This window comes from Alteromonas sp. DY56-G5 (genome assembly GCF_041414725.1).
In the GTDB taxonomy this organism is placed as follows: Bacteria; Pseudomonadota; Gammaproteobacteria; order Enterobacterales; family Alteromonadaceae; genus Alteromonas; species Alteromonas macleodii.
Window position 1 is genome coordinate 78,759 of the sequence record NZ_JANHZQ010000007.1, and the last position, 26,719, is coordinate 105,477.

Below are 26,719 nucleotides of genomic sequence, written 5' to 3' on the forward strand. Positions count from 1 at the left end.
ATAAATGTATCGCTTTGTTGTTGGCGCAAATAATGGAAATCGATGAACGACTAACGCCAATTAATGTTTAATGTGCGGTAGTCTATTGCAGCGATTCTTTTGAGTAGCGCTATGAGTAAAGCACCATATCGTCACGGTGAATGGCAACATCCGTTGTTTCATAACCTAACACACTGGCAATTTCTTTCGACTTTTTCCCTTTTATAAGCGTTAAGTCTTTTGCGTTATACAGGCAAAGCCCCTTGGCAATAACTTCGCCTTGGCACACCACTTCAACAGCATCGCCTTGTTCAAACAAACCGACGACATCAACAATACCCGATGGCAGTAATGACGCGCCTTTTCGCACTAACGCCTCTTTCGCACCGCTATCAACGTCTATTCTGCCAGCGGTTTTAAGAGTATGGGTAAGCCACAGTCTGCGCGCGCTGGCGGGAGTGCTACTAGCATTGAATAGGGTTCCCGGCACTTTACCTTCAAGTAATGCATCGAAGGTTTCGCCTTTTCGCCCGTTTACAATAAGAGTTTGAATACCGCTACTGGTGCACTTATCTGCCGCTTCAATTTTTGTGCGCATGCCGCCAGTTCCTACCGCAGTTCCAGCGCCGCCGGCAAGGCCGTAAATAGTGCTGTCTATTTTATCTACCTGTGGAATGAGTGTGGCGCTGGCGTCTTTTCTTGGGTCTGCGGTAAATAAACCGTCGATATCTGAGCAGATAATGAGGGTGTCTGCTTGGGCGACCAGGGCAGTGTAAGCACCCAAGTTATCGTTATCACCCACTTTGAGTTCGTTGACAGCTACGGTGTCGTTTTCATTCACAATAGGTAACGCATTGTGATTCAAAATTTCGCGCAAGGTATTTTTAATATTTACGTAGCGGGTTCTATCGCGTAGATCATCCGCCGTTAACAATACTTGTGCACAGGGAAAGTCGAAAAAGCGCTGCCAGTTGGCCATCATTAAATTCTGGCCAATCGCAGCCATGGCTTGTTTTTCTGCAATAGATGCGTTGTGACGAACCTTCACTTTGCTGCGGCCCGCGGCAACACTGCCAGAAGAGACAAGAATAATTTCTTTGCCAGCTTCGCGACTAGCAGTAATAAATCGAGCAAGAGACAGTAAATAACGCCCACTACACTCATTGCCTTCAGGAGCAATAAGCGCACTGCCAACTTTTATAACGGCACGTTGCCAATTAAAACGGTTCATAGGGGGAAGAAAAAAGAAAACAAGAGCTTAAGAATACGACAGTTAAAGCGCGAAACAAAACGATCTGTTACAGTTTTTTTGCGTTAAAACATGGTTAGTTTACGGTCAAAAAATTGGATTGTGACAGGCATACTTATATACTAGGCGGTGTTATCTTATAACAATTCTAACTTACAAGTTGCAAGGAACCTGCATGAGCACCGCAAAACGACACTTTTTCTGGCTAGCGCCAGTGTTGTCTATGCTGATTTCTCTTCCTAGTACCGCCGCTATTAAACAAACTAAAGGCGATTTCGAAGATAAATTCCGTCAGCTGGACGAAGTTCTTCCTACTCCAAACGTATACCGTAACGCCGCTGGTGAGCCAGGCCACCAATATTGGCAACAACAAGTAGATTACGATATTGACGTAAAGCTACTTGAAGACAAACGCCGCATTGAAGCAAGCGAAACCATTACTTACCACAACAACGCGCCAGACACGCTTAAGTACTTGTGGATCCAGCTTGACCAAAACAAATTCCGCGACGATTCAATGTCTGCGCTTACTACCACGTTTGGCGGTATCGGTAACCGCGGGCCGGGTACGCAAGCTGCTAGCGGCGATGCGCCAGCTAAGCTAAGCATGGGTGCATTGCGCCGTCAGCAGTTTGTTGACGACAACGAGCTGGGCTATACCATTTCTCGTGTTGAAGACAAAGCGGGCAACGACTTACGTCACACAGTAGTTGGCACCTTAATGCGTGTTGACTTGGCTCAACCGTTGAAGCCAGGCAGCAAAGTTACGTTTGATATCGATTTTGCGTTTAACATTGTTGAAGAAGACGCTGTTTCAGCACGTGCAGGTTACGAGCACTTCCCTGATGACGAACGTGAAGGTGGTAACGACATCTTCTTGCTAGCACAGTGGTTCCCACGCCTAGCTGCATACACCGACTACGAAGCATGGACTAATAAAGAATTTATTGGCCGTGGTGAGTTCACGCTAGAGTTCGGTAACTACGAAGTAGATATTACGGTTCCTGCTGACCACATCGTATCGTCAACGGGTGTGCTTCAAAACCCGAAAGACGTGTTAACTAAAACACAGCGTGACCGCCTGAAAAAGGCAGAAAAAGCTGACCGTATCGTATTCATCGTTTCACCAGAAGAAGCGATTGAGAACGAAAAAGAAGGCACGACTAAGCTTAAAACTTGGACCTTTAAGGCAGAAAACGTACGTGACTTTGCATGGGCCTCTTCGCGTAAATTTGCGTGGGATGCGCGTGGTTATCAGCAAGGCGGTGACACTCAACCATTGGTAATGGCCATGTCTTTCTACCCGAAAGAAGGTGGCGAGCTATGGCAGAAGTATTCTACAGAATCAATCATCCACACCATGGATGTTTATAGCCGCTTTAGCTTCGATTACCCATACCCAGTAGCCCAATCAGTAAATGGACCCGTTGGCGGCATGGAATACCCCATGATCACCTTTAACGGTCCGCGTACAGAGCTTCGTGACGATGGTTCACGCACTTACTCGCTTGCTGAGAAACGTTTCCTTATTGGCGTAGTTATTCACGAAGTGGGTCATATCTATTTCCCTATGACCGTTAACTCTGACGAGCGCCAGTGGACATGGATGGATGAAGGTCTGAACAGCTTCCTAGACGGCGTTGCCGGTCGCGAGTGGGATCCTACGATCCCTTGGGGCGTTGAGCCACGTGATATCACTGGCTACATGAAGTCTCAGACACAGGTGCCAATTATGACCCAGTCTGACTCAGTACTTCGCCTTGGCCCAAATGCCTATACCAAGCCTGCAGTAGCGCTTAACATTCTTCGCGAAACCATTCTTGGCCGTGAGCTGTTTGACTTTGCATTTAAAGAGTACGCACAGCGTTGGATGTTCAAGCGTCCCACACCTTCAGATTTCTTCCGCACCATGGAAGAAGCCTCAGGCGTTGATCTAGACTGGTTCTGGCGTGGTTGGTTTTACACCACAGACCATGTAGATATTAGCCTAGACAGCGTATACAAGCTTCGTTTAGACACTGAAGATCCAGATATCGATTTTGCTCGCGAGCGCGAAGCAGAAATGGAAAAACCAAAGTCACTTACCGACCTTCGCAATAAAGAAGAAGGTAAAAAGCTTTGGGTAGATCGCTTTGAAGATATCAGTGACTTCTACGACGAAAACGATCGTTACACCGTAACTAACAAAGAGCGCAACAAGTACAAGAAATTCTTGAAAGATCTTGAGCCTTGGGAGCGTAAAGCGTTTGAGCGTGCGGTGAAAGAAGACAAAAACTACTACGTGCTAGATTTCAGCAACAAGGGTGGGTTGGTGATGCCAATCATTCTTGAACTAACGTTTGAAGACGGCACGAAAGAAGAAATGCGTATTCCTGCGGAAATCTGGCGTCGTACACCTAAAGCCGTAAGCAAGCTTATTGTTACCGACAAAGACAAAGAGCTGGTAAGCGTAACCGTTGATCCACACTGGGAAACAGCAGACGTAGATGTGGAAAATAACCACTACCCGCGTCGTATCATTCCTTCGCGTATTGAAGCGTATAAGAATAAGCCGCGTAACACTTACGAGTACCGCGACCTTATGCACGACTCAAAGACCGAACTGAAAACCGACGACGAGGACAAAGATGACGAATAAGTTGTCTTTGGCTCGCTTGCAGCAGAGCGCGCATGCTCTGCTTGCAAGCGTAAGTGCATTCGCAATTACGGCTGCGCTATTAGTTAGCGCAATGTCGTACAGCACTGCAGCCCAAGCGCATCAAATAAAAGCAGCAATTACCACGGTACTGTTCAATCCTAGAACAGAAAATATTGAGGTGATGCACCGCTTTAATTTGCACGATGCTGAACACGCGGTTAAGGCGTTGTTCGACAAGCACGCAGATATTATGGACGACATAGAAACGCAGCAACAATTCGCTGATTACGTCGCCCACCACTTTGCAATTTTAAATGCAGCAGGCGAGCCATTAAAGCTTGCTGATGTTGGCTTTGAAGTTGAAGGTAAGCACTTTTGGGTTTATCAGGAAACTGCTGAGCCGCCTGTACTTGAAGGCATTAAAATTCGCCATGATGCATTGCGTGACTTGTGGCCAAAACAAGTGAATACACTAAATGTAGAAGGCAAGGGTGATATCAAAACCCTGACCTTTGCTGATAGCGTAAATTTGCTGGAAGTAAGCTTCAAAAGCCAAAATAGCGACCATCACTAATACCTAACGGTATAAGTTTGTGAAAGCCCACCCGCATTCCTTGTCAAACGGCAGTGATTGCGGGTGGGCTTTTTTGTTTGCGTGCTTCACGGTGTTCTTGTAGATAATGCATGCCTACCTGAGCCTTTACCCCCTCTAATTCGAGCGCCGCATTAGAATAGGGAAAATCTAAAACACGTTTTCTAATTGTCGTGTGAGACCGAAGTCGTATAGTCATCTTGGCATGCATGCTCTACCTTAACTATGGATAAACAGTTACTAAATTCAGTTAATGAGGTACATCATGACCCATAGCGCTGCATCACCGTTGCCTTCACAGGTCAAGAAACCCCAATCAAGAAGTGAGCGTAGTGCACGAAAACTACGTGCATCCAAAGCAGCTCAGTGCGCTGTTCAAGCAGAAAATGCACAGCAAACGCAAGATGCCGATGCAAAGAACGTCGAACAAAACAATGCGTTCGCAGATAAGAAAAATATCATGTGGGTGCTGTTAAGTGGCGCAATGGCGCTAACTTTTGTCGTCATGCTGTTTTTGCCAGATACAGGGATGGGCGGCGGCCTTGTTTCCACCTATTCTGCCATGCTTTGGTGTGGCTTTTTTGGTGCAGCACTTTGGCGTTATAGAGCGACAAGTGGCTGGGCTGGGTTTGCTTATGGAAGCGTTGTTGGACTAGTGATTCAATTTATTTCACAGATAATCTAGCACACAGTGTTTATACAATTGCCTTGTACAACTCGCCTAGTAAGAAACCGCTGAGCGACTAGGAACGGCAAGTACACATTTCTTTTAAGTACAATATGGGCAATCTAAACGCGGCTTTTAAATCAGAATTCTGTTTAAACAGCTGTCTTATCCGTTGATCGCCCTGTTGGCAACCTCACTTCCTAAACATTAAGTCCTGTTGATCTTTGATGTACAGCAATGGTCAACAGGTCCTCAATGACTTTTGGCTGGAAACCCGATCCAGACGTTTTGTCCGACAGTATAATTTATAAACTCTAGTTACATTTTTAGGTTATGTTTAGACAATAACAAACCAAACGTTACCCTTCGCCTTTAATAAAACTGAGTGAGCCTATGGCAGAGAAGCCCAATAAATCCGCTGAATCACCAACCCGTTCTAGTAGAGCGGTACCGTCGTCGCGTTTATCGCGCATAGGCCGCTTGGGCTCACTGGCAGGTAGAATTGCAGGTAACGTAGTATCACAAGGTGCAGGACAACTGTTAAAGGGCGAGAAGCCCGCGTTGTCTTCGCTGCTCTTAACGCCCAAAAACATTTCAAACATTGCAGATCAGCTTGCCAGTATGCGTGGTGCAGCTATGAAGCTCGGGCAGCTTATTTCAATGGATGCAGGAGATTTTCTCCCAGAAGAGCTTGCGGTAATTCTAGGGCGATTACGGGACGACGCTGACCCGATGCCAAAAGACCAGCTAATTGCCACGTTGAATCAGTCTTGGGGTGAAAAATGGCAAGATGACTTACTTTACTTTTCCTTTGCCCCTATAGCTGCGGCCTCTATTGGCCAGGTGCATAAAGTCATTACGATGGACGGTCGGATGTTAGCAGTAAAAGTGCAGTATCCTGGCGTGAAAAAAAGCATAGATAGCGATGTAGACAACGTAGCTACACTTATAAAACTTACTGGCTTGGTACCCAAATCATTAGATATCAACCCGCTTTTACAAGAAGCGAAAGCACAGCTTCACCAAGAAGCTGATTACGTGCGAGAAGCTGACATGCTCAACCGTTATCGCGCGCTGGTTGAAAGCACCGACATCCTATGCAAAGGGAATAAGGCGTTTGTCATTCCGCAAACCTTTGCTCCCCTTACCACCAGTACCGTGTTAGCGATGGATTTTATAGAGGCGCAAGACTTAGATGCGCTATTAAATGAGCCTCAGGACGTCCGAGATGCTGTGATGACGGCGCTAATGACTTTATTTTTTAATGAAATTTTTCATTTTAAGCTGCTGCAGAGCGACCCTAACTTAGCCAACTATCAGTTTAAACCCGATACAAAAGAAATCGTTCTGTTAGATTTTGGTGCTACACGAGATGTGCCTGACGCCATTTCAGCCCAGTATCAAGCGTTACTCAACAGCGCCGCAGCCAACGATAGAGCGATGATGCAGCAAGCCGCGTTTCGCATAGGATTAATTGACGAAAGCCACTCTCAAACGCAAGTCGACGCCGTCATAAACATTGGTATGGAGGCGTGTGAAGCGATTCGCTGCGAGGGCGCTTATGACTTTGGACAAAGCGATCTTATTGCAAGGCTTCACGAAAAGGGAATGGCGCTGACTATGGAGCATAATTTTTGGCATACGCCGCCAGTAGATGCCCTGTTTATACACAGGAAGCTAGGTGGCTTATTTCTGTTGGCTAAACGATTGAAAGCTAAAGTAGATATGCGAAAGGCTGCAGGTACATGGCTGAATCTATAACCTACACTTCGTTGGTGTGTTAAGCGAATAAGAAACTACTTATTACGCAGCTTATATATCGTTTATACCGGTTTTGCGGTGCTATGCCATGTTTTACTGTTAAAACGTTGCTCTGCGACCTTACAGAACTCAAATAGGACCCACTTCAAAAGCGTATAGCACTCGCACAACAGTCTAATAAGGCAAATCCATGCTGAACGGTAACGCCATCTGCTCTTTGCTTTTTGGCGGGTTGCCAATCATTTCATCGTAAGGCGTATCGTGCTTCATTACCGCCTGCTGAACATGACAATGCGCGAAGGCTTCGCGAATGTGGCCAGCACTAAAAAAACGCATGGGCTTATCTTTGTTGTCGTAAAGCATGCCACTTTGACTGCCGATAGTGAGATAAACCAGGTAAACATTCATCTCATACGACTGAACTTCCAGATAATCTATCGCGGTTGGCGACTCTTCAATATCTCGAAAATAGAACTTCTGCATTTTTCTACCTCATGAACTAAGTATGCACCTTGCACGCCCTATATTCTTATTTAATGACGGAAGTTAGGGCGAAAAAGCAGAATATATACGTTAGGCAAGGTGCTCAGGTTCATTAGATAGATCTAGCGGAGGTCGGTGGTTTTTAAACCGTACTGCATTTGCCAACACCAGTAAGGATGCAAGAGAGCAGGCACTGTATAGGAACGCCGCCGTTCCCATTCCAGAAGCAATCCATAGTAATGGAAATACCAGCAACCTAGGGCCTTCAACAGCTAAAGCGACTTTCGCTTTAGACAGTATAAAGCCATTTTGTATACTCATAACAATGACAGTCGCCACAGCAATGATCTGATGCTTGGTTGACAAGTTATTGATATTTAGAAGGAGATAAAGCATTACTCCCAGCATGATTAGATGCTGCATAACACTGTAGCGTTTTACTGCTCGGTGTAATTTGGGGTGATACTGTCTAAACTTACTCACGCTAATTATCCTATAAGGGCACATTTAAGTTGAAACGGGGTCGTGAGGCTCGAAATATTCATTAATTATTATAGATAACAACGAGCTAGCATTTGCTTTTCAATGACTAATCAACACATTAGTACACAAACCCAATTTGTTAAACATTTGTTTTAAAATTATTTTTGCATTTACATAATATCGAATGTGAATGAGAAGAAAAAATGAGGGTTTTCCACTAAATTTGTATAAAAAGAAATCGGAAAGTGACTTTTTTACGTTAAAAAGTGTTCAAAATAAGGAATTTACAATCTAAGGGAACATTTCTCTTGATTGATTTTCTAAATTTGGGTGTTATCTCTGGTAGTATTACCAAAAGGATAGTTTTGTAGCGGAGTCATTATGAGCGAATCGTCGGAAAAGAAATCGTTAGGCCCACACATTATCATTGTAGGCATCCTTCTTGTTGTTATTCTGGCTGTTGTGTTTTGGCCCAGCGACGATGAGCCTGAGCCTGTAGTTACTCCTGAGCCCGAAGTGACCGAACCTGAAGTGACTACGCCAGAAGAACCTGAAGTATTTGAGCCTACTCAGCCAGCCCCAACAGTAGAGCTTGAGGAAAAAGACGAGGTTGAGCCGCTTCCAGAGCCAGTTGAACCAGAACCGGAACCTCTGGATACCAGCGATCCTGCGGTGAAAGCTTCACTTATTGAGAGTTCGTCTGCGAGCGAAGAAACCGTTAACCGCATGCTGGTTGATGAAGGTCTAATTCAACGCTTTGTGGTGTCGGTTACGAATCTAGCAAATGATGAAATGGCGCCTAATCACCAGTTACTAACGTCACCTGAGCAGAACTTCCGCGTATACTCTCAAGCAGGCAAGCAATGGATTGATGCAGCAAGCTATAAACGTTATACACCATACGTAGATATGTTGGAGTCATTCAATAACGAAGCACTGCTTAACATATACGGTATTTATAAAGACGATATTCAGGCGAAGTACGCCGAAATTGGAAGCCCTGACCAAGATTTCAACAGCGTATTGCTTGAAGCGATTGATCAGCTTCTTGATACACCTGAAGTGCCGGTTCCTGTAGAGGTTTACACCGACTCGGTCGCCTTCAAGTATGCTGATGATCGTCTAGAGAGTTTAAACGAGCCACAGAAACAACTTCTTCGTACTGGCCCAGATAACATGCGTCGCATAAAGGCAAAGCTACGCGAACTAAAAGTATTGGTTGAAGAGCGTGGATCTAACTAGATTTCAACAGCAGCTTAAGGGCACGTCGTCAAAAGCGCGCCCTTTACCTCCTGTTGAACAATGGAACCCCGATTTTTGCGGTGACATTAATCTAACTATAGCGCTTGATGGAAGATGGTTTTATGAAGGCAGTCCTATTGGGCGCGCAAGCTTAGTTCAGATTTTTGCTTCGGTATTAAAGCGGGAAGGTGACAAGTACTTCTTAGTTACTCCCGTAGAGAAAGTAGGCATTACCGTTGAAGACACACCTTTTCTTGTAACTCAATGGCATAGGGAAGAGGGTGAATCAGCGAGTGACAGCACCTATGTGTTTACCACACAAACGGGCGACATCGTAAGGTTAGAGCGAGCTGATCAGCTCGAACTTCGCGTTCCGCCTAAAGCCATACAAGATCCAGAGGCAACGCCCATTCCCTACCTATGCGTTCGCAGAAACTTGTGGGCAAGACTACATCAAAATGCCTATTATCAACTGCTTGAACAAGCTGATGAAAAACCGGATGAAGCCGGCACGCAATTTAGTATTCAGTCAAACGGCATCACCTTTATTTTAGGTGAAGTAAGCAACTAGCCTACTTTGCTGCTTCTGTCTCTTCGAACATATCAAAACGTAATTCATCTTCAATAAAGCACCGTTAACAGCGCTTTGTTTTGCGTTATACCTCTGACTGCATTACATTCGATATAGTCTATAAAACAATCAACAAGAAGACCTATATCATGAACAAGCCTCTGTTTACGCTGGCCGTTGCCAGTGCCTTACTCTCATCGCCCTTTTCCACTGTAGCCGACACGCTGATTCATGCAGGAAAAGTGTTTACTGGCACATCAAACTCTCTTCAGGAAAATGTGACTATTGTTGTTGAAGACAACAAGATCAAAGCGGTAAAAAAGGGGTTTGCTGAAGCCCAAGAAGGCGATACTGTCATCGACTTGAAGACGTCAACCGTTATGCCAGGTCTGATGGACATGCATGTTCATTTGTCTTCTCAACATGGTGGTCCACAAACGTATCTGGAGCGCTTTTCACTAAATGAAGCCGACTATGCATTACGGGCAGCGAACTACGCTAAGATTACGTTAGATTCGGGCTTCACCACGGTTCGCAACTTAGGGGATGGTTACAACGAAACCGTTGCGCTAAGGAACGCTATTAGTAAAGGCTATGCAACAGGCCCGCGTATTTATACCGTTGCTAAATCTATTGCTACTACAGGTGGACATGCCGACCCAAGTAACGGCTTATCTCATTTACTTCGCCCGGATGTAGGCCCTAAGCAAGGAGTGGTTAATGGCGAAGCTGAAGCGCGAGAGGCAGTAAGGACTCGTTACCAAGATGGCGCGGACTTGATCAAAATTACGGCAACCGGCGGTGTATTAAGCGTTGCCAAAAGCGGCCAAAACCCGCAGTTCATGACCGATGAACTAGAAGCAATTGTTGAAACGGCAAAAGACTACGGTATGACAGTAGCAGTGCATGCTCATGGGAAAGAAGGCATGAAGCGGGCTATTGAAGCCGGTGTGGACTCTATTGAACACGGCACTTATATGGACGACGAAATTCGCACATTAATGAAGAAGCACGGCACCTACTATGTGCCAACAATACTGGCAGGAAAGTTCGTAGCAGACAAAGCTAAAATTGATGGTTTCTTTCCAGAGTTAGTACGCCCGAAAGCGGCCGCTATCGGTCCGCTTATCCAAAATACGTTTGAACAAGCGCATAAAGCAGGCGTAAAAATTGCTTTTGGTACAGACAGTGGTGTATCAGCCCACGGCGACAATGCGCAAGAGTTCTCTTTAATGGTTGAAGCGGGTATGAAGCCTTCTGACGCTCTGCTTAGTGCTACCGTGAATAGCGCGAGCTTACTAGGCATAAGCGATATTCTTGGCACCCTAGAAGAAGGAAAACTGGCTGACATTGTCGCGGTTCAAGGCAACCCGCTTGACGATATATCGCTTATGGAAAGCGTGTCTTTTGTCATGAAAGACGGAGTTGTTTACAAGCAGTAGAGAAAAATAAAGTGGTAGAGATTACATGGAACTAGGTAAAAAGGTTAAGCACAAAACCAAAAAGCTTGTCGATTCTAAGCATATGTTAAAGGGCATCACTCTTGCCTCATTTTTAGAATCAACTATTGTTCCTATACCACTAGAAGCCGTAATGGTGCCACTAATGCAAGCAAGACGGGAGTCACTTTGGCAAATTGCATTAATGGCCACCGTAGGCTGTGTGATTGGCGCAGTCTTCGGCTATGCCCTTGGTTACTACCTCTTCGATATGGTTGGTCAGTGGCTTATAGATACTTTTTTTAGCCAAGACCAATTCGACAATGTAAAACAGCAGATGCAAAACCAAGGTTTTTGGTTCGTAATGACCTTAGGTATTGCCCCTATTCCTTTTCAGGTTGCGATGCTCGCAGCAGGTGCAACCCAATACTCACTTCCACTTTTTCTTTTAGCTACTGTTATTGCACGTTCAATTCGCTATTTCGGACTCGCAGCCGTGGTCTATTACGCAGGAGACAAAGCTGAGCAGCTCATTAAGCGCTACAAAATGAAAGCGGTTATTGCTATCACAGCTGCGGTTCTTCTAATATGGTGGCTGTCAAATTTACTCAGCCAGTAAACCAAAATTCCTTTTCTTTATATACGCTTACCAATGGGGTAGGCGATAAATCACAATAGATGGAACCCAAATTTTAAATTAACCTGATAGATTTTTTGAACTTTACATTTGATAATGATTCTTATTTGCACCAGTGTAATAGAAAACAGGAGGTGCTTATATGAATGTTCAGCGACTGTGCCCGGTTTATAAAAAGTGGCTACAGCTAAACCCTTCAAATGCGCGACAGTATCGCTATGCTATGCAAGCGCAGACGCAGCAAGCCCATCAACAGGGCAGATTGGATTATGCGAGAGAGTTAGGCTATCAAACCTTTGAGGCCGCAAAGGTTATCCTTAATGCACTTCAGCCAACCTCTTCGCAGAAAGTCAGTGTAGTTCAAGAAGACGTACTCGCCTTTTCCACCATGGGAATGTACTTATCTTCTCTGCTTGCCGAAGAACATAGGAAGCGAGAATCTCACGCTATTTTGCAAGAATGTCAGCAACAGCTTATTGCCATATTACCCCTGCATGCCACCAATCCTTCTATATGCAGGCTAATCGCGGCCATTCAGCATACCCTTGAGCAAAGTTATGTCCCCCAAGCAAGTAAACAGCTTGCCTCTTTTGCCGTGCATTAAATACTTTAGATAAAGGAGATAGTTATGGCGTCGAAACAAATTTCAAGCGAAGACGGCTTTGTCTCTTTAAGTTTTATACCAGTCCGCACAGATAATCACCCACTCAGAAGGCGCTGGCAAGTTTCCTAGCAAAGCGTGGGAATGCAGGAATGGCTGTTCCCTTTCAAATTCCCAGAATGAAGCTAGGAAGCTTGCCAGACCTTCCCGAAGGGCGAGTTTAAAATCTTCGTACTCTTTGATGTGTCACCTTGATGTAGAACCACTATACCTGCGGTAACACGCCGCGATTACGAACATTTTAACTCTCGCTGAGTGAGTAATTATCTGTGTGAACTGGTATTAGAGCTTCTGTACTTCAAAAAATGCTTAATGGTGAAGTGCTACACATGACAGATATTCACTGTACCTGTGCAAATAGCAAACGCATGTTACAAAAGCTGCTCCTTCAAGCTGTAACGGAGAGTTCGGAGCGCTAACTCTGCACTAAGATTAAAGGAAATAGCAAAACGGAACGTAACTTGATAGGCAAATTATTAACTTAACATTTTATTTTGCAATCAAGCTATGAGAGGACACCGTGGAGCCTTCATCTAAATGGAAAAAGCTAACAGCAAGAGTAGGATACAGCGCAAAAACTGTGATGTACGTTATGCTAGGGGCATTTATTCTCACGTCTGTGGTTAACACGCTAAACCGTGAAAAAGCCTCTCAATCCCATGTCTTTATTACACTCAAGCAGCAGCCACTTGGGCAGGTTTTTTTAGCTATACTCGTCGTGGGTTTAGCGTGCTATGCGTTTTGGCGCTGGCTGCAGATTGTAATTACTGAGAAATCGAATGACGACAATATATTCGTCCATTTTATCAATAAGCTGTTCTTCTTTATTTCAGGTGCCTTCTATCTCGTTGCCGCTTACGCGGGAGGCAAAACTTTATTAGAGGTACGAAGTAGCGAGTCATCCCAAGACAATGAAAAGAGAATTAGTGAATTTCTAATGCAATACGAATGGGGGTTGTTGTTGGTGGCCGCCATTGGTTTATGCATTATTATTTTTGCTATTGTGCAATTTAAGCACGCTTTTACGTCTGACTTCTTAGATAAGTTTTCAATGTCTTCACTGAGCGTTTTCGTTAAAAGGTGTATCAAAATCACCGGGCGTTTGGGCTACACCGCAAGAGGTTTAGTGTACAGCTTAGTGGGTTGCTTCTTCGTCATTGCCGCATTACTGAGTAACCCTTCAGAGGCAGGTGGCTTACAAAAAGCCCTCGAAATACTGATGGAGCAACCTTTCGGACCTTACCTTATTGCTGGGGTAGGCGTTGGGTTTATTATGTTTGGACTTTATTGTGCACTAGAAGCGAGATATAGAAAGGTAGATGAGTAAAGTGAAGTAAATGGGTGGTCTAACTCTTTACGACAGTGTTATTCGCGATATAAAAAAGGCGCTCAAGCGCGCCCTTTCTTAATTACGTATTGGTAAGGCATGGTCTCGGTTTGGGACGCAACCAGCGTGTGGTCCATAAAGCGGCAAAAGCTAGGAATATCTCTGGCCGTTGAGGGATCGTCAGCCGTGACCGATAAAGTTTCCCCATCGGCCAGCTTTCGAATATTCAGACGCACCATCATTACTGGCTCTGGGCAACGCAATCCTAGCGCATCTAAATGCTGACTAGCCGCGCTAAATGCGCTGTCAAAATCAGATGCCATAGTTTTCACGATAGGCGTTAATAGCATTGATTTCATTATCAAAACCGCCTTTCTCGGTCAGATAAGCCACGACATCGGCAAGCGATACAATAGAGATAACCTGAGTGCCAAAATCGCGCTCGACCTCTTGAATAGCTGACAGTTCGCCATTACCGCGCTCTTGTCTGTCTAGCGCAATCAGCACGCCAGACAAGCTAGCCTGCTGCTGCTCGATTAAGGTCATCGATTCGCGAATAGCCGTACCCGCAGTGATCACGTCATCCACCAGCATAACCTTACCTTCTAGTGGGCTGCCAACTAGATTGCCGCCTTCACCGTGGGTTTTCGCTTCTTTGCGGTTGAAGCAATAAGGCACATCAAGGTCGTGGCTATCTGCCAATGCAACAGCTGTTGTTGTCGCAATTGGAATGCCCTTATAGGCTGGACCAAAAAGTACATCGAACTCAACGCCTGCGTCCATTAACGCATCAGCGTAAAAACGCCCCAACTTAGCCAAATCGCCACCGCGATTAAACAAACCTGCATTGAAAAAGTACGGGCTTACGCGGCCTGACTTTAAAGTGAATTCGCCAAATTTCAGTACGCCACGCTCAATGGCAAACTCAATAAAATCTCGCTGAAACGCTTTCATGATGACCTCTTAATTTCTAATTTACGCGTTGGTTCTAACTACGTGCCGATGACTCGCTTACGCTAGCGCCGCTTTTTGAATGTCGAACAATTCACGTAAACCGTGCTTACCAATTTTCAGCATCTCGTCAAGCTCTTCAAACGAGAACGGTTCGCCCTCTGCAGTACCTTGAACTTCAATCAGCTTGCCGGTTTCGGTCATTACGATGTTCATATCTGTCTCTGCCTCAGAGTCTTCGGTGTACTCAAGGTCAGCGATTGGTGTACCTTCGTAAATACCCACTGAAAGGGCGGCTATCATATGTTTAAGCGGGTTAGTTTTGATAATGCCTTTTGCACGCATGTAAGTAAGTGCATCAACAAGAGCTACACACGCACCGGTGATTGACGCTGTGCGCGTACCGCCGTCGGCCTGAATAACGTCGCAGTCTAACGTAATGGTGTTTTCACCCAGAAGTTTTAAATCTACCGCTGCGCGTAGTGAACGCGCAATTAGACGCTGGATCTCTAACGTGCGCCCGCCTTGTTTACCGCGCGCCGCTTCACGGCCGCTTCGCGTATGGGTAGCACGTGGAAGCATGCTGTACTCAGCTGTAATCCAGCCTTTCCCTTGGCCCTTCATAAAGCGTGGCACACCTTCTTCTACCGTCGCATTACACAACACCTTAGTGTTACCAAACTCTACAAGAACAGAGCCTTCTGCGTGACAAGTGTATTGGCGAGTAATTGTAACAGGGCGAATTTGACTGGCGGTTCTGCCGCTTGGACGCATAGTGTTCTCCACAACGTAAGTGCTTAAAAAAGGGTAGCGTTTTACAGGTTTGATTGGCGATATGTGAATAGAAAGCCCCATTCGCGGTCAAAACCTATAAATTCGATGTAGCTACGAAATTGCGCCTAAGTATAACGCAATACCCGCGGCCGTTAAAAACGAACTTTACATGTTTGCTTATTGAATTACGTAAATGTGCGCTAATATACAAAATACAAGAAAACCTGCTGTAGATATTCACGTATACAACACGACGTTCGGGTTGTTTTTGCAGGCTTTTAGTTAAATTTAAAGGATATTTATGATTTACAGCATGACAGCGTTTGCGCGCGTAGAAACCAAAAAAGAGTGGGGCTCAGCCGTGTGGGAAATACGCTCGGTCAACCAACGCTTTTTAGAAACTTACTTTCGCCTGCCGGAACAGTTTCGCTCATTGGAGCCGGTTTTACGTGAGCGATTCCGTAAAAAGCTAGCTCGAGGTAAGGTGGAATGTGCGCTGCGTTTTACTGCCAACGATGCTGCTGTAACTAAGCTAAGCTTAAACGAAGAGTTGGCTAAGCAAGTGCTTCACGCCGCTGACTGGGTGCAATCCCATGGCCAATCCACAGGGGTTAACCCTCTAGACGTTTTGCGCTGGCCTGGGGTAATTGCAGCGGAAGAAGCCGATATGGACACCATCCACGCTGACGTAATGGCCGCGTTCGACCAAGCACTTAACGATTTTATTAGTGCCCGCGCTACCGAAGGGGAAGCCCTTAAAGGTATGATCACGCAGCGCCTAGATGCCATTGAAGTGGAAGCTGAAAAAGTGGCCGCACGTATGCCTGAAATCATGGTGTGGCAGCGAGAAAAAGTGCAAACCCGCTTTGAAGAAGCAAAGGTAGAGCTTGATGCAGGCCGTTTTGAACAAGAAATGATCATGCTTGCGCAAAAAGTAGATGTGGCGGAAGAGTTAGATCGTCTGAATGCTCACGTTAAAGAAACCCGCAATATCCTTCAAAAGGGTGGAGCAGTAGGCCGCCGTCTTGATTTCATGATGCAGGAGTTTAACCGCGAATCGAACACGTTAGGTTCAAAGTCTATCAGCACCGACATCACACAATCGGCGGTTGAACTTAAGGTACTGATTGAGCAGATGCGCGAACAGATCCAGAATATAGAATAATATCCGTTGGAGTCCAAAAGCCTCCGCTAAAGCCCAGACATACTGGGCTTTTTTATTTCTTATGAAACCCCATGGCTTGATGCACCTCAAAGATATTTTTATATATCGCGGCGAACTGATCGAACAGAAAGTTGAAAACCACCAGGCGCTAAAATTTTATTTAGTACCGATACGCGAGGATCGGTATTCCCTTTCTCGATATCGCGCAATGTTTTATCAGACACTTTAATAAATTTCGCGTACTGTGTTTGGGTCATGCCATAAAGTTGGGTACGAACCTGCTTTACTAGTTCGCCTATGCCGATAATATTGTTTGCAAGATCATCTTCAAGCTGAGCTAAAATTTCTTTTCGTTGTTCGCCCGTCAACCTAACCATCATAGACTCCCATTGCAACTAACTTAGTTTTAGTGTTACTAAAACCAATCGCCGGAAAATTCAATATCTCATCTGGGCAACGCAATCTTTTCAACCTCTCAGGCAAGTCGATTAGTTTTTCTGCCAGTTGCCGCAAAAATAAAATTATTTCATTAGGCTCACAAAAATCTGAAAGCTGCTCTGCAATGATTAAAAAATTAACGTGCCCACCTACTTCGCAACTTCGCCCCCACTTAAATAAACGGGTTATCCCTTCTTCATCGGCTTTCATAGGAGCAAAATCATAGATGGGTGCAAAACAAATATCGCCGTCATATTTTAAAAATGAAATGTTGCGGCCGTGATTGTCTGAGTTACCGAAGACAATATTTAAAAAATCTCTAACAACATATTGCTTAGCAAATTCGTTTTTCGTCATCTGAGTTGCAGAATTTATTCTTCGCCACACCGTCTCCATCACATCAAAATGATCTTGATAGCTGCCAGGCTCGGCATTAATGATTGAATAAATACTTTCCAATCCAATACGACTAGCCACACCACTTTCTATGCGGACGTCAAAGCGAGGTAGCCATAAACTAGCTTGGCCACTTTGTTTATCTTCTAATATTTTTAGCTTTTCAACATTGATGGTGGAAACATTGGTATCCTTCAGAATCTCCGAAAGCGCCTTATAAAAAACGCCCTCAGCTTTTAAGATGTTGTTATCTCGAGCTGAGCGTCTATTTCTAGCAAACTTGGTTAAATAAGGTGTGGCGGTCAACGGCTTACCTGCAAAGTCCCCATCAATGAAAACATTATCATCTTCAAGCATGAGTAGCAGTTTTGGTGCAACACCACCAGCTCCTGTCGCCCCTCCTACTGCGGCGCCTTGTTCATTAGCATACTCTAAAAAGTCATATTGCAATGAAATCACGTTCTCAATTGGAAAACGGCGAGAGTCGATATTAGCTTCTGTCGGTACGGCTTCTTTTATTCTTAAGTTACCAACGGGCGACATACAAGCACTAGTCAACAGTGCGTAATTTTGCTGAAACTCGTCTGAGCGGCTGACATTAAGATAACTAAGCCACCAATCTCGAGACTTACCCACCGGCAAAATATCATCTAACAGAGCTGGCCAATGAGGGTAGTCTTTAGGAACAATGCTAATAGGCGCATTGACGGAGCATGCCCAGCAATCTTTAACCTCATAGCTTGCGACCTTAGCAATATATTCATGCTCATAATACAGCGAACAACTTGCATTGAGCCGCTCATCAGAGAAACACAGAGTAGCAGCATCCCACCATTGACCTTGATTAAATAATTGCAGTGTGACTGTTTGCATCATTTATCCAGTAGTTTGTTACCGTTAAATATTAAACATTAGCAGTATTTCGGTAGAAATCTACCGTTTAATTACAAAGAAGCAATCATTTCCAATAACAAACTACCGCTATATACAAAATGGATTATCATTTTCAGTACTTTTTTGCGTTTTTCCCGATTTAGATAGCACTAAATTCAGATTTCTAGCTGGGTATGGTGCTTATGAAGTGTGCTTGGTAACTCTTTAGTTAGCAGGCGCTTGGCTCACCGCTAACCTACTTTTTGCCGCCAACATCTAACGCTTCTAATAACTCATCTCAGATACTGTGTTAAGAAGGCCTCGTGCGAGGGGAGTTTAGCTACGTGATTATCCACCTGCTGCTTTAATCCTGCCATAAACTGCTTAAGTGACTGTTCGCTCATCTCATCGGCAACACGATGATACTGGCTAGGTGTCATGCCTTGGCCCATTAATACTTGGGTCCAGGAATCAACACGGAAAATATCTCCGTCATCTAAAAAAACGCGGCCAGATTCAGCAAACAAATCCAATTTATGTTTAAGAGAAGACGGAATCTCCATGCGTTGGCATTGCTGCCAAAAGGGACTGTCCTCGCGCTGTGTCACCTTGTAATGCATAACAATAAAATCGAGTATGGCCGACATTTCGCTATCAAACTTATTATTGTATTCGTCGATTGCACTTTGGGTTATGCCATCGAAAGGGAATAGGCGCATTAAGCGTATAAGGCCTGTCATGATAAGATGAATACTGGTCGACTCTAAAGGCTCAATAAAGCCACTGGATAGCCCTAGCGCTACGCAGTTTTTATTCCAACCGCGCCTGCGTTTTCCAGGCGTAAAACGAATCACTCTCGGCTCATTAATGGGCGCGCCTGTCACCTGCGATTTAAGTGTATTGATGGCGTCTTCATCGCTCATAAATCGGCTACAAAATACCAATCCATTACCCATTCGCTCTTGAAGTGGTATCTGCCATCGCCAGCCCGCCTTATGGGCCACGCTTTTGGTGTATGGCACAGGCGGCGCAGTAAGCTCAGTTTGCATGGCCACCGCACTATCGCAAAAAAGATAGTGTCGCCAATCGTCGTAACCGGTATGAAGGGCTTGTTCAATAAGCAGCCCTTTAAAGCCCGTGCAGTCTATGAAGAAATCACCATCTATGACTTCATTGCTTGCTAATCGAAGGGACTGGATGTTGCCTGATTGCGGGCATACTACAACCTCTTCTATGTCTCCTTCCTTGTGAGTTACCCCAGCATCACACGCTAGAGACTTTAAAAAGCGACCGTAAGCAACGGCATCAAAATGATAGGCAAAGTTAAGCGGCATGGCTTCTAATGTGGCGAACTTGCTCTGTTTAGCGGCAATAAGTTCCGGGCAATAATCACCAAATTCACCACCAAATCCGTATTCTTTAGCCCTCAGCCAAAAATGGTGAAACTCGCCAGCCCAACACTCTCTTCCGGTTATACCAAAAGAATGGATATAGCTGTGACCTTGTTCACGCCAATTTTCAAACTCAATACCCAGTTTGAACGTGGCTTGTGTGGCACGCATAAATGCTTTTTCGTCGATGCCAAGTAACTTGTGAAATGTTCTAATAGGCGGAATAGTCGCCTCGCCTACACCTACAATGCCAATATCTTTAGACTCGACTAGCGTAACGTTTATTGACTGCCCCAAAAGCCGTGACAGCGCTGTGGCCGCCATCCACCCTGCAGTACCGCCCCCCGCAATAACAACGTTCTTAACGGGCGTTTGATTTTTACTGCTATCTAAACCCGATACGGTCATAAGAGGTGTCCTTTTTATCTGAAGTATTTTTTATGTCATTACAACTCGAAGCTGAAGCGTGTTCGTTCTTTTCACGTTGAGCATGCGAGGGCACGTGTTGTTTTTCATTGTTGTAGCGCTTTGCAATATCATTGAGCAAAACTCTGTTAGACGGCAATCCCTGCAGATAAGCGTTTTTAGTTTGTTGTAACGTTTCGCGAATGTGAACTGCTTTACGCTTATGCTCTTCATTTAGCCGTAAAGGCGAGGTAGAAGAAGAAAAGCCCATTCCATATAGTACATACTGATAGCTAGCAGAGGGGAAAATCTCTTCGTTCTCGATAAGATCTAAGCGTGAAGGGCTTTGATACTTCCACAGTTCAAGCAATTCAGCGAGAGAATCGGGTATAGACGCCTTATCTCTTTGCGCTAACCAATACGGCTCTTCTCTATCGCTTAAAGCATAATGTAGTTTTAGAAAGTCGATAACGCGCTGCCAGCGATATGCAAAGCGCGAGTTGTAGCGCTTACTGGCTATTTCCATGTGTGCTTTGTTTTGCGGAAAAGCCTCACAGAGCATACGTAAGCCAAGTTCGACCATGGCAATAGCTGATGCTTCAAGCGGTTCAACAAACCCCGAAGACATACCTAAGCTCAAACAGTTTTTTACCCAAAACTGTGATCTATAGCCAGGCTCAAAGGAGAGTGTACGAAAAGAAAGCTCTGCATCTTGTGCACTAGGGTAGCGTTCACGAACGTAGTCAATCAGCACCTGCTTTGCTTGATCTTCATTTGCGAATTGAGAAGAGTAAACTAGGCCTACACCTCGGCGGTGCTGCAACGCAATATCCCACGTCCACCCACAGGTTTGTGCAGTGGCCACTGTGGTACTTTTTATTTCAGCATCTTCGTTTGAATAAGGCACTTGAAGCGCGACGGCGCGATCATTGAGCATTGTGCGCTTAACGGGTATCCAGGGAATAGTAAAGTGTTTATTGATGAGCAGGCCGCTGTGGCCTGAACAGTCAATAAATAGATCGCCCACTATTTTTTTCCCGTCCTTTGTTGATACGCTTTCAATATCTCCGTTTTGATGAGAGTGAACACTGTCAACATGACCAACGACATGAGCGACACTTAACTTGTCTACGCAATGACTTTTTAACAGCTCAGCAAGCTTTGTGGCGTCGAAATGGTAACCGTAATTGAGCACATGGGCGTAGTCCGGCGTAGCAATTTGCTTGGGCGCCTTGCCTGCGGCACACATGGCGGCTTGTAACGAAAACACATCTTCGTACGATGTGTTTGGTGCGATTGCTTTCCAACATGTATAAATATCGAGCTCGTTGTAGCCTGTTGGAACGGTAAAAGGATGATAATAGCAGTGCCCGCCTTTACGCCAATTAACAAAGCTGGAGCCTTGCTTGAAAGCGCCATGACACAGCGTTAAGAATTCCGTTTCACTAATACCAATATCAAGAAGGGTATCGCGCAGTGACGGCCAAGAGCCTTCGCCCACACCTAAAGAAGGGATGTTGGGTGACTCTATCAAGGTAACGGTGTGATTCGCGCTTAGTTTTGCGGCAAGTATCCCTGCTGCAAGCCACCCAGCCGTACCACCACCGACAATGACGACCCGATGCATACTGCTATGACTTTCGTTATCACTCATACGTTAAGAACCACGATATGCCCCGCTGCACTTCTACAAACATGTTCAGTCGATTTTCTGGTTACTATTCAAACAGCACTATGACAAAAAAGCCCGCTAAAGCGCAACCCTAAGCACTTTAGCGGGTAAACACACCCCAATCGTTAAAACTTGTAGCGAACTCCCAGTGCATAGCGAGCGCCAAGCTCATCTAATTTCCACAACATAGCACTTGTTCTGCCGTGTCTACGGATATTTTCATCTGTAATGTTAATCCCTTCAAATGACACCGTAAGATCTTCAGTGATGTCGTAAGAAACATTGAAGTCTATTTGTGAATAGTCTTCGGTATAGCCCGGTTCATTAATGTACTGAGAGGTTGTATCAAGGAACTTATCTCGCCAGTTATAGGCAATACGCGCTTGCAAAGCATCTTTCTCATACATCAAGATGAGGTTTGCTGTGTCACTTAGTCCCACAAGGGCAAACTGAGTTATCGATGGATTTGCGTCATTATCAAAACCAATATCACCTTGCACTGTGGTGTAGTTAGCCAGTACCCCGAAGCCGCTATCACCAAAGAAGTGCTGCGCAGCAAGTTCGAAACCGTAAATATTCGCTGCTTTATTATTAACTGGTTTAGAGTTAATGAAGGTAATCAACGGATCTTCGCTATTGGGCAGCACATCGAATTGCTGCTCAAACTGTTCGTCAGTCAACGAGTCATACTCGATACCGTTTTCCATCGCAGCAACCATGTTAAACAATGACGTGTCATTAATTGGAATACCACGCGCCTCTAATTCAGCGCGAGCCGCCTCTGCACGCGGTCCATTGGTAACGTCTCTCAACCCAAAGATATTTTCTTCAACTTGTTCATTACCGATAAAGTTCTTAACACGCTTATCGTAAAAACCAACCGACACATAGCTTGTCTCATCGAAATAATATTCGAATGAAAGATCAAGGTTGTCTGATTCTAATGGGATCAGCGATGGGTTACCTGAACTCGCGGTGGCGGTAATGCTGTCAGTAAGAATTGTCGGCCCGCTTTGAGGCGATACTGTCGCAGCGGCGCTCAAGTTGTTGTACGTGGGTCGCGCTATTGTCTTACTGTAAGAGAATCGCGCAATCATGTTTTCAACAACTTCGATATCGAAATCTAATGCAGGAAGTACATGGTCGTAACTTGATTCAACTTCAACATCTTCCATGTCGCTTCCAAAGCGGACGTTGAAGTCATTATTACCTTCCCACGCAATGCCGCTAGGTAAACTTATATTTGCAATTGAAGTTACATCGGTATTTTCGTAGCGTACACCTGCCAACAGGTTGTACTCCATGCCGTTTAACTCGCCAGATAAATCCAATTCGAAATAAACCGCTGTTATGTCTTCTTCAATAGTACGGTTAGTTGCAAACGGGTTGTTGGCAAGAAAATCAAAACCGTATTCTTGAGCAGCGAATGCACCAATTTGCGCAACACTACCGGTAAAACCCTGAGAGAACATCCCCTCAGTATTGAAATCGCTAAACTCACTCGCCAAATCCAGCGGTGTTAAAGAACCAGCAGGAAGCTCACCCGGGTTCTCAATTCCCCAGTTGCCCATGGTGTGGCGGGTTAGAGATTGGAGCGATGTGCTCTCCATTGAGCGTGACTCAATACCAAAGTTAATGCTTCCGGTATCCATAACGTAAGAGCCATCAAGACGAGCTTGAGTAATTTCGGTGTCTTGCGACGAGAAATTCATGTCCAATATCGATGTACCTACGTCATCTTGGTCAAGCACGCCATTACCGTTAAGATTATCACGAGCTTCATCGTCAAAATCGACGAACATAATAGGGAAGTCGCCTCTGAAATCGACACCTTGCCCTTTAACTACGTTTGCACCTAAACCCAGATTGGTCCACGTTCCATAGGGCGCATCTGGGCGTCCTTCTGCCGTCGAATTATGAAGGTCGAAGACTAGAGTTAGCTCGTCATTTACGAAGTACTCAAGATTTAAACCGATTGACTTGTTTTCGTTGACTTGGTTTAGTTCTTGAAGCGCCAAACCTAGATCACGAGGTAGCAAATCTCGGCGTTCTTGAGTGATTAATACCGGCGTTTTTACCGTTTCATCATCAAAGGTTAGTTCGGTGAAGTACCTATCATCCATCCATATCGATTGCTCGGCTCGAGCTTCGTATAAGTCTTGCTTTGAATAGGTGTAATCAAGCGTGGCCGTCATTTTTTCTGAAGGAGCAAATTGGAACGTTAGCTGTGCATTCGTTCTTTCACGCTCTCGGTCTGCCATGTAATAGCGTAAATCTGAGGGAATGGCGAAAAGCTGTCCCATGGCTGGTGCGTTGTTCAGCACAATTGGGTCACCGCTATCTGGGTTCGCTGGATCAGGTGATTGCGGCACCGTGCCATCAAATGGATTAACGCGCCACTCGTTCACAAACGCACCTTGTGCAGCACTGTCACGCTGTTGGAATGAACCGGTAAACGTAACGCCAAAGGTATTGTCATCATTGAGGTAATTGATAAAGCCTGAGACTTCAGGCGTAACATCATCACCTACACGGTTAGTCGTATCATGTAGTGCTTTTGCGCCTACACTTGCGGTAATGCCATTGTCAGATGCTTGAAAGGGACGTGCTGTTCGTATATTTACCGTAGCCCCAATACCCCCAGTTGCAATACTCGCTCTACCTGTTTTGTACACTTCAACCGCTCTAACACTTTCAGAAGCAAGGTCAGAAAAATCGAAGGCGCGAGAATTTGCTGCTCCGCCACCACCAGGTAACGCAGAACCAGGCATCGTACGTCCATTCAGCGTTACCATATTAAAGTCAGGTCCAAAACCACGCGCTGTGACTTGGCTTCCTTCACCATTATTCCGACTAATTGAAATACCAGTGATACGCTGTAGTGACTCTGCTAAGTTGGTATCAGGAAATTTACCAATATCTTCTGCTGAGATTGCATCAACAACACCAGCAGAGTCACGCTTGATACCCATCGATTCTTGAACACTACTTCGTATACCTGATACCTGAATAACTTCTATATCTTTTTCTGTTTCTTGCGCCGTCGCAGATGACATCACGCCGCTACTCAAAGCGGTCCCGAGTATCAATGACAAACTTGCTGCGATCTTGCTTTTATTTGGTGTTGTTTGTGTCACGGTCTATCTCTCTTTAATAGTGGCTTTTATGTATGTTGTGAACCTAACGCGCCGCCAGAAAGGGCTTTCCCAAAGAGAAGCTAGAACACCCAGACGTAAGAAATCGCTTTCCGAACATTAATTCAACAAAAGTTTAAGATCAACACATTTTTTACAATTAATTCACAGGTAACAACTATATCGAAAAACACTAAACTCCTCATAAAAAACACAAAACCATTAAATTCATCATCTTATAAGAAATACAAAACTCTATTAGATTACGGTGATAGTCATAGAAATATTAGCAGTCACTTAATTCCATTAACGTAAAAGTGACATAAATATGAGAAAGCGCTTTCTAATTGTTTTTTATTTGTGCTATAAACCGTTTTGTTATTTCTGATTCATTGTACTGCCAGCATCCGTTTAGAATTTGTGCAGTAAGAAAAAGGTTATCGATATATGAACAGCATTTCGCTTCCCGCAGGCAGTCCCTTACTCAAAAATTCGTTTCTTTATGGAACTGCCACGTCAAGTTTTCAGATAGAAGGGGATGTCGATAACCGTCTCGAATGTATTTGGGATAGATTTTGTGAACGGCCTTCAGCCATTGCTGATCACACCAATGGCGATGTCGCCTGCGATCATATTGCTCGCTGGAGAGAAGATTTCGACATTTTGTTAGACTTAAATGTAGATGCTTACCGTTTCTCTATTTCTTGGCCGCGCGTTATCACTCAAGAAGGTGAGCTAAACCCAAAAGGCGTTGCCTTTTATAAAACGCTAGTTAATGCGTTAAATGCAAAAGGCATTAAGCCATTTGTTACCCTTTATCACTGGGATCTCCCGCAGCACCTGGAAGATAAGGGTGGGTGGCTTTACCGACAAACCGCTTTTGCATTTGAAGACTATGTTGACAAAATAACGCAGGCGTTAGGCGAGTCCGTTTTTTCCTATGCAACGTTCAATGAACCTTTTTGCAGTGCTTATTTAGGGTATGAAATAGGCGTACACGCCCCGGGCAGAACGGGTAGAAAATACGGAAGAACTGCGGCACATCACATTTTGCTAGCACACGGCCTTGGGATGAAGGTGCTTAGAAAAAATGTCCCAAATAGCGAAGCCGGTATAGTATTGAATTTTACGCCATGCTACCCCGCCACACAAAAGACAGAAGACCTATTAGCCACCCGCAAAGCAGATGACTATATCAACCAATGGTATATGCAGCCTGTAATGGAGGGAAGCTACCCCGAAGTGTTATTTGATATAGACGAAGCGGATAGACCACCGGTTGAAGCTGGTGATATGGAGACAATCTGTCAGCCCATCGATTTCTTAGGGGTAAATTTCTACACGCGATTACACTATTCTGCGCCCAAAGAGAAAGGCGCATTGTATTTCGAGCATCCTCATCAAGGTCCGTTGACCGATATTGGTTGGGAAATCTATCCAAAAGCACTTTATGATTTGCTTACTTCATTAAACGAACGATACACGCTCCCTCCCATTTTTATAACTGAAAATGGTGCTGCAATGGCAGACGAACTCAAAGATGGTCTTGTTAATGATGTGGATCGGGTTGATTACTACAATGCCCATTTAAACATGGTACACAAAGCAATGATTGATGGAGTAGAAGTGAGTGGTTACTTCGCATGGAGCCTACTTGATAACTTCGAGTGGGCGGAAGGTTATGAAAAGCGATTTGGGCTAGTTTATGTGGATTTTGAAACGCAAAAGCGTACGCTTAAACTTAGCGCCAATGCTTATAAAGCGCTCATAGCAAGTCGAACATAACAACAG

Annotated in this window: 23 protein-coding genes; 12 read left to right on the forward strand and 11 right to left on the reverse strand. The window is 44.8% G+C overall.

The window, feature by feature from the left end:
- Positions 1–109: 109 nt before the first annotated feature.
- Positions 110–1,210 carry a glutamate 5-kinase gene (gene proB, locus NO989_RS05365; RefSeq protein ID WP_014951417.1) on the reverse strand — a complete coding sequence of 367 codons (1,101 nt, stop codon included), beginning with the start codon at positions 1,208–1,210 and terminating at the stop codon, positions 110–112.
- Between the two features lie 193 nt (positions 1,211–1,403).
- On the opposite strand from proB, the gene NO989_RS05370 reads away from it, so the two are divergent.
- The 4 genes from NO989_RS05370 (at position 1,404) to NO989_RS05385 (ending at position 6,886) form a co-directional block, all read left to right on the forward strand.
- Positions 1,404–3,866, forward strand: a complete 2,463-nt coding sequence (locus tag NO989_RS05370; RefSeq protein ID WP_014980757.1) for a M1 family aminopeptidase — start codon at positions 1,404–1,406, stop codon at positions 3,864–3,866.
- Positions 3,856–4,440, forward strand: coding sequence for a DUF6702 family protein (locus NO989_RS05375; RefSeq protein ID WP_014977821.1), 585 nt, complete (start codon positions 3,856–3,858; stop codon positions 4,438–4,440). Before NO989_RS05370 ends, NO989_RS05375 begins: the two co-directional genes overlap by 11 nt.
- A gap of 283 nt (positions 4,441–4,723) precedes the next feature.
- Positions 4,724–5,143: a hypothetical protein gene (locus NO989_RS05380; RefSeq protein WP_156087288.1), complete on the forward strand. Its 420-nt coding sequence runs from the start codon at positions 4,724–4,726 to the stop codon at positions 5,141–5,143.
- Between the two features lie 375 nt (positions 5,144–5,518).
- Positions 5,519–6,886: an AarF/ABC1/UbiB kinase family protein gene (locus NO989_RS05385; RefSeq protein WP_156087289.1), complete on the forward strand. Its 1,368-nt coding sequence runs from the start codon at positions 5,519–5,521 to the stop codon at positions 6,884–6,886.
- A gap of 174 nt (positions 6,887–7,060) precedes the next feature.
- Here NO989_RS05385 and NO989_RS05390 read toward each other — a convergent pair whose 3' ends face one another.
- Positions 7,061–7,369 (reverse strand): DUF6482 family protein, encoded by a 309-nt coding sequence (locus NO989_RS05390; protein WP_014951422.1) that lies wholly within the window; start codon positions 7,367–7,369, stop codon positions 7,061–7,063.
- A gap of 90 nt (positions 7,370–7,459) precedes the next feature.
- Positions 7,460–7,852, reverse strand: a complete 393-nt coding sequence (locus NO989_RS05395; protein ID WP_014951423.1) for a hypothetical protein — start codon at positions 7,850–7,852, stop codon at positions 7,460–7,462.
- A 381-nt stretch (positions 7,853–8,233) separates the two neighbouring features.
- On the opposite strand from NO989_RS05395, the gene NO989_RS05400 reads away from it, so the two are divergent.
- The 6 genes from NO989_RS05400 (at position 8,234) to NO989_RS05425 (ending at position 13,729) form a co-directional block, all read left to right on the forward strand.
- Positions 8,234–9,094 carry a DUF3014 domain-containing protein gene (locus tag NO989_RS05400; RefSeq protein WP_156087290.1) on the forward strand — a complete coding sequence of 287 codons (861 nt, stop codon included), beginning with the start codon at positions 8,234–8,236 and terminating at the stop codon, positions 9,092–9,094.
- Positions 9,081–9,665 (forward strand): DUF1285 domain-containing protein, encoded by a 585-nt coding sequence (locus NO989_RS05405; protein ID WP_156087291.1) that lies wholly within the window; start codon positions 9,081–9,083, stop codon positions 9,663–9,665. Before NO989_RS05400 ends, NO989_RS05405 begins: the two co-directional genes overlap by 14 nt.
- 149 nt (positions 9,666–9,814) lie before the next feature.
- Positions 9,815–11,107: an amidohydrolase family protein gene (locus NO989_RS05410; RefSeq protein WP_156087292.1), complete on the forward strand. Its 1,293-nt coding sequence runs from the start codon at positions 9,815–9,817 to the stop codon at positions 11,105–11,107.
- A gap of 25 nt (positions 11,108–11,132) precedes the next feature.
- Complete coding sequence (locus NO989_RS05415; RefSeq protein WP_156087293.1) at positions 11,133–11,723, forward strand: YqaA family protein; 591 nt, start codon at positions 11,133–11,135, stop codon at positions 11,721–11,723.
- Between the two features lie 160 nt (positions 11,724–11,883).
- Positions 11,884–12,345: a hypothetical protein gene (locus tag NO989_RS05420; protein WP_156087294.1), complete on the forward strand. Its 462-nt coding sequence runs from the start codon at positions 11,884–11,886 to the stop codon at positions 12,343–12,345.
- A gap of 577 nt (positions 12,346–12,922) precedes the next feature.
- Positions 12,923–13,729 (forward strand): DUF1206 domain-containing protein, encoded by an 807-nt coding sequence (locus NO989_RS05425; protein ID WP_371342184.1) that lies wholly within the window; start codon positions 12,923–12,925, stop codon positions 13,727–13,729.
- 62 nt (positions 13,730–13,791) lie between these two features.
- Here NO989_RS05425 and tusA read toward each other — a convergent pair whose 3' ends face one another.
- Genes tusA through rph form a run of 3 tightly spaced genes read right to left on the reverse strand, consistent with a single transcriptional unit; the run spans position 13,792 to position 15,454 of the window.
- Positions 13,792–14,052 (reverse strand): sulfurtransferase TusA, encoded by a 261-nt coding sequence (gene tusA / locus NO989_RS05430; protein ID WP_014951430.1) that lies wholly within the window; start codon positions 14,050–14,052, stop codon positions 13,792–13,794.
- Entirely contained in the window at positions 14,042–14,683 is a 642-nt protein-coding gene (gene pyrE, locus NO989_RS05435) for an orotate phosphoribosyltransferase (protein WP_371342186.1), read from the reverse strand. The genes tusA and pyrE overlap by 11 nt, the downstream gene beginning before the upstream one ends.
- 57 nt (positions 14,684–14,740) lie before the next feature.
- Positions 14,741–15,454, reverse strand: coding sequence for a ribonuclease PH (rph, locus tag NO989_RS05440; protein WP_014951432.1), 714 nt, complete (start codon positions 15,452–15,454; stop codon positions 14,741–14,743).
- Between the two features lie 301 nt (positions 15,455–15,755).
- On the opposite strand from rph, the gene NO989_RS05445 reads away from it, so the two are divergent.
- Positions 15,756–16,619 (forward strand): YicC/YloC family endoribonuclease, encoded by an 864-nt coding sequence (locus NO989_RS05445; RefSeq protein ID WP_156087296.1) that lies wholly within the window; start codon positions 15,756–15,758, stop codon positions 16,617–16,619.
- A gap of 98 nt (positions 16,620–16,717) precedes the next feature.
- Here the strand turns inward: NO989_RS05445 and NO989_RS05450 are convergent, their stop codons facing one another.
- The 5 genes from NO989_RS05450 to NO989_RS05470 all read right to left on the reverse strand — a co-directional run bounded on the left by NO989_RS05450 (position 16,718) and on the right by NO989_RS05470 (position 24,850).
- A complete protein-coding gene (locus tag NO989_RS05450) occupies positions 16,718–16,999 on the reverse strand; it encodes a helix-turn-helix transcriptional regulator (protein WP_231506591.1) in 282 nt (93 codons plus the stop codon).
- Positions 16,989–18,329 carry a HipA domain-containing protein gene (locus tag NO989_RS05455; RefSeq protein ID WP_371342188.1) on the reverse strand — a complete coding sequence of 447 codons (1,341 nt, stop codon included), beginning with the start codon at positions 18,327–18,329 and terminating at the stop codon, positions 16,989–16,991. Before NO989_RS05455 ends, NO989_RS05450 begins: the two co-directional genes overlap by 11 nt.
- A gap of 290 nt (positions 18,330–18,619) precedes the next feature.
- Positions 18,620–20,125, reverse strand: coding sequence for a tryptophan halogenase family protein (locus NO989_RS05460; RefSeq protein ID WP_371342189.1), 1,506 nt, complete (start codon positions 20,123–20,125; stop codon positions 18,620–18,622).
- Positions 20,103–21,776, reverse strand: a complete 1,674-nt coding sequence (locus NO989_RS05465) for a tryptophan halogenase family protein (RefSeq protein WP_371342190.1) — start codon at positions 21,774–21,776, stop codon at positions 20,103–20,105. Before NO989_RS05465 ends, NO989_RS05460 begins: the two co-directional genes overlap by 23 nt.
- Positions 21,777–21,919: 143 nt before the next feature.
- The gene (locus NO989_RS05470) at positions 21,920–24,850 is read right to left on the reverse strand and encodes a TonB-dependent receptor (protein ID WP_014977831.1); all 2,931 of its coding nucleotides are present in this window, start codon (positions 24,848–24,850) and stop codon (positions 21,920–21,922) included.
- A gap of 525 nt (positions 24,851–25,375) precedes the next feature.
- On the opposite strand from NO989_RS05470, the gene NO989_RS05475 reads away from it, so the two are divergent.
- A complete protein-coding gene (locus tag NO989_RS05475) occupies positions 25,376–26,713 on the forward strand; it encodes a GH1 family beta-glucosidase (RefSeq protein WP_321824949.1) in 1,338 nt (445 codons plus the stop codon).
- The last annotated feature ends 6 nt before the right edge of the window (positions 26,714–26,719 follow it).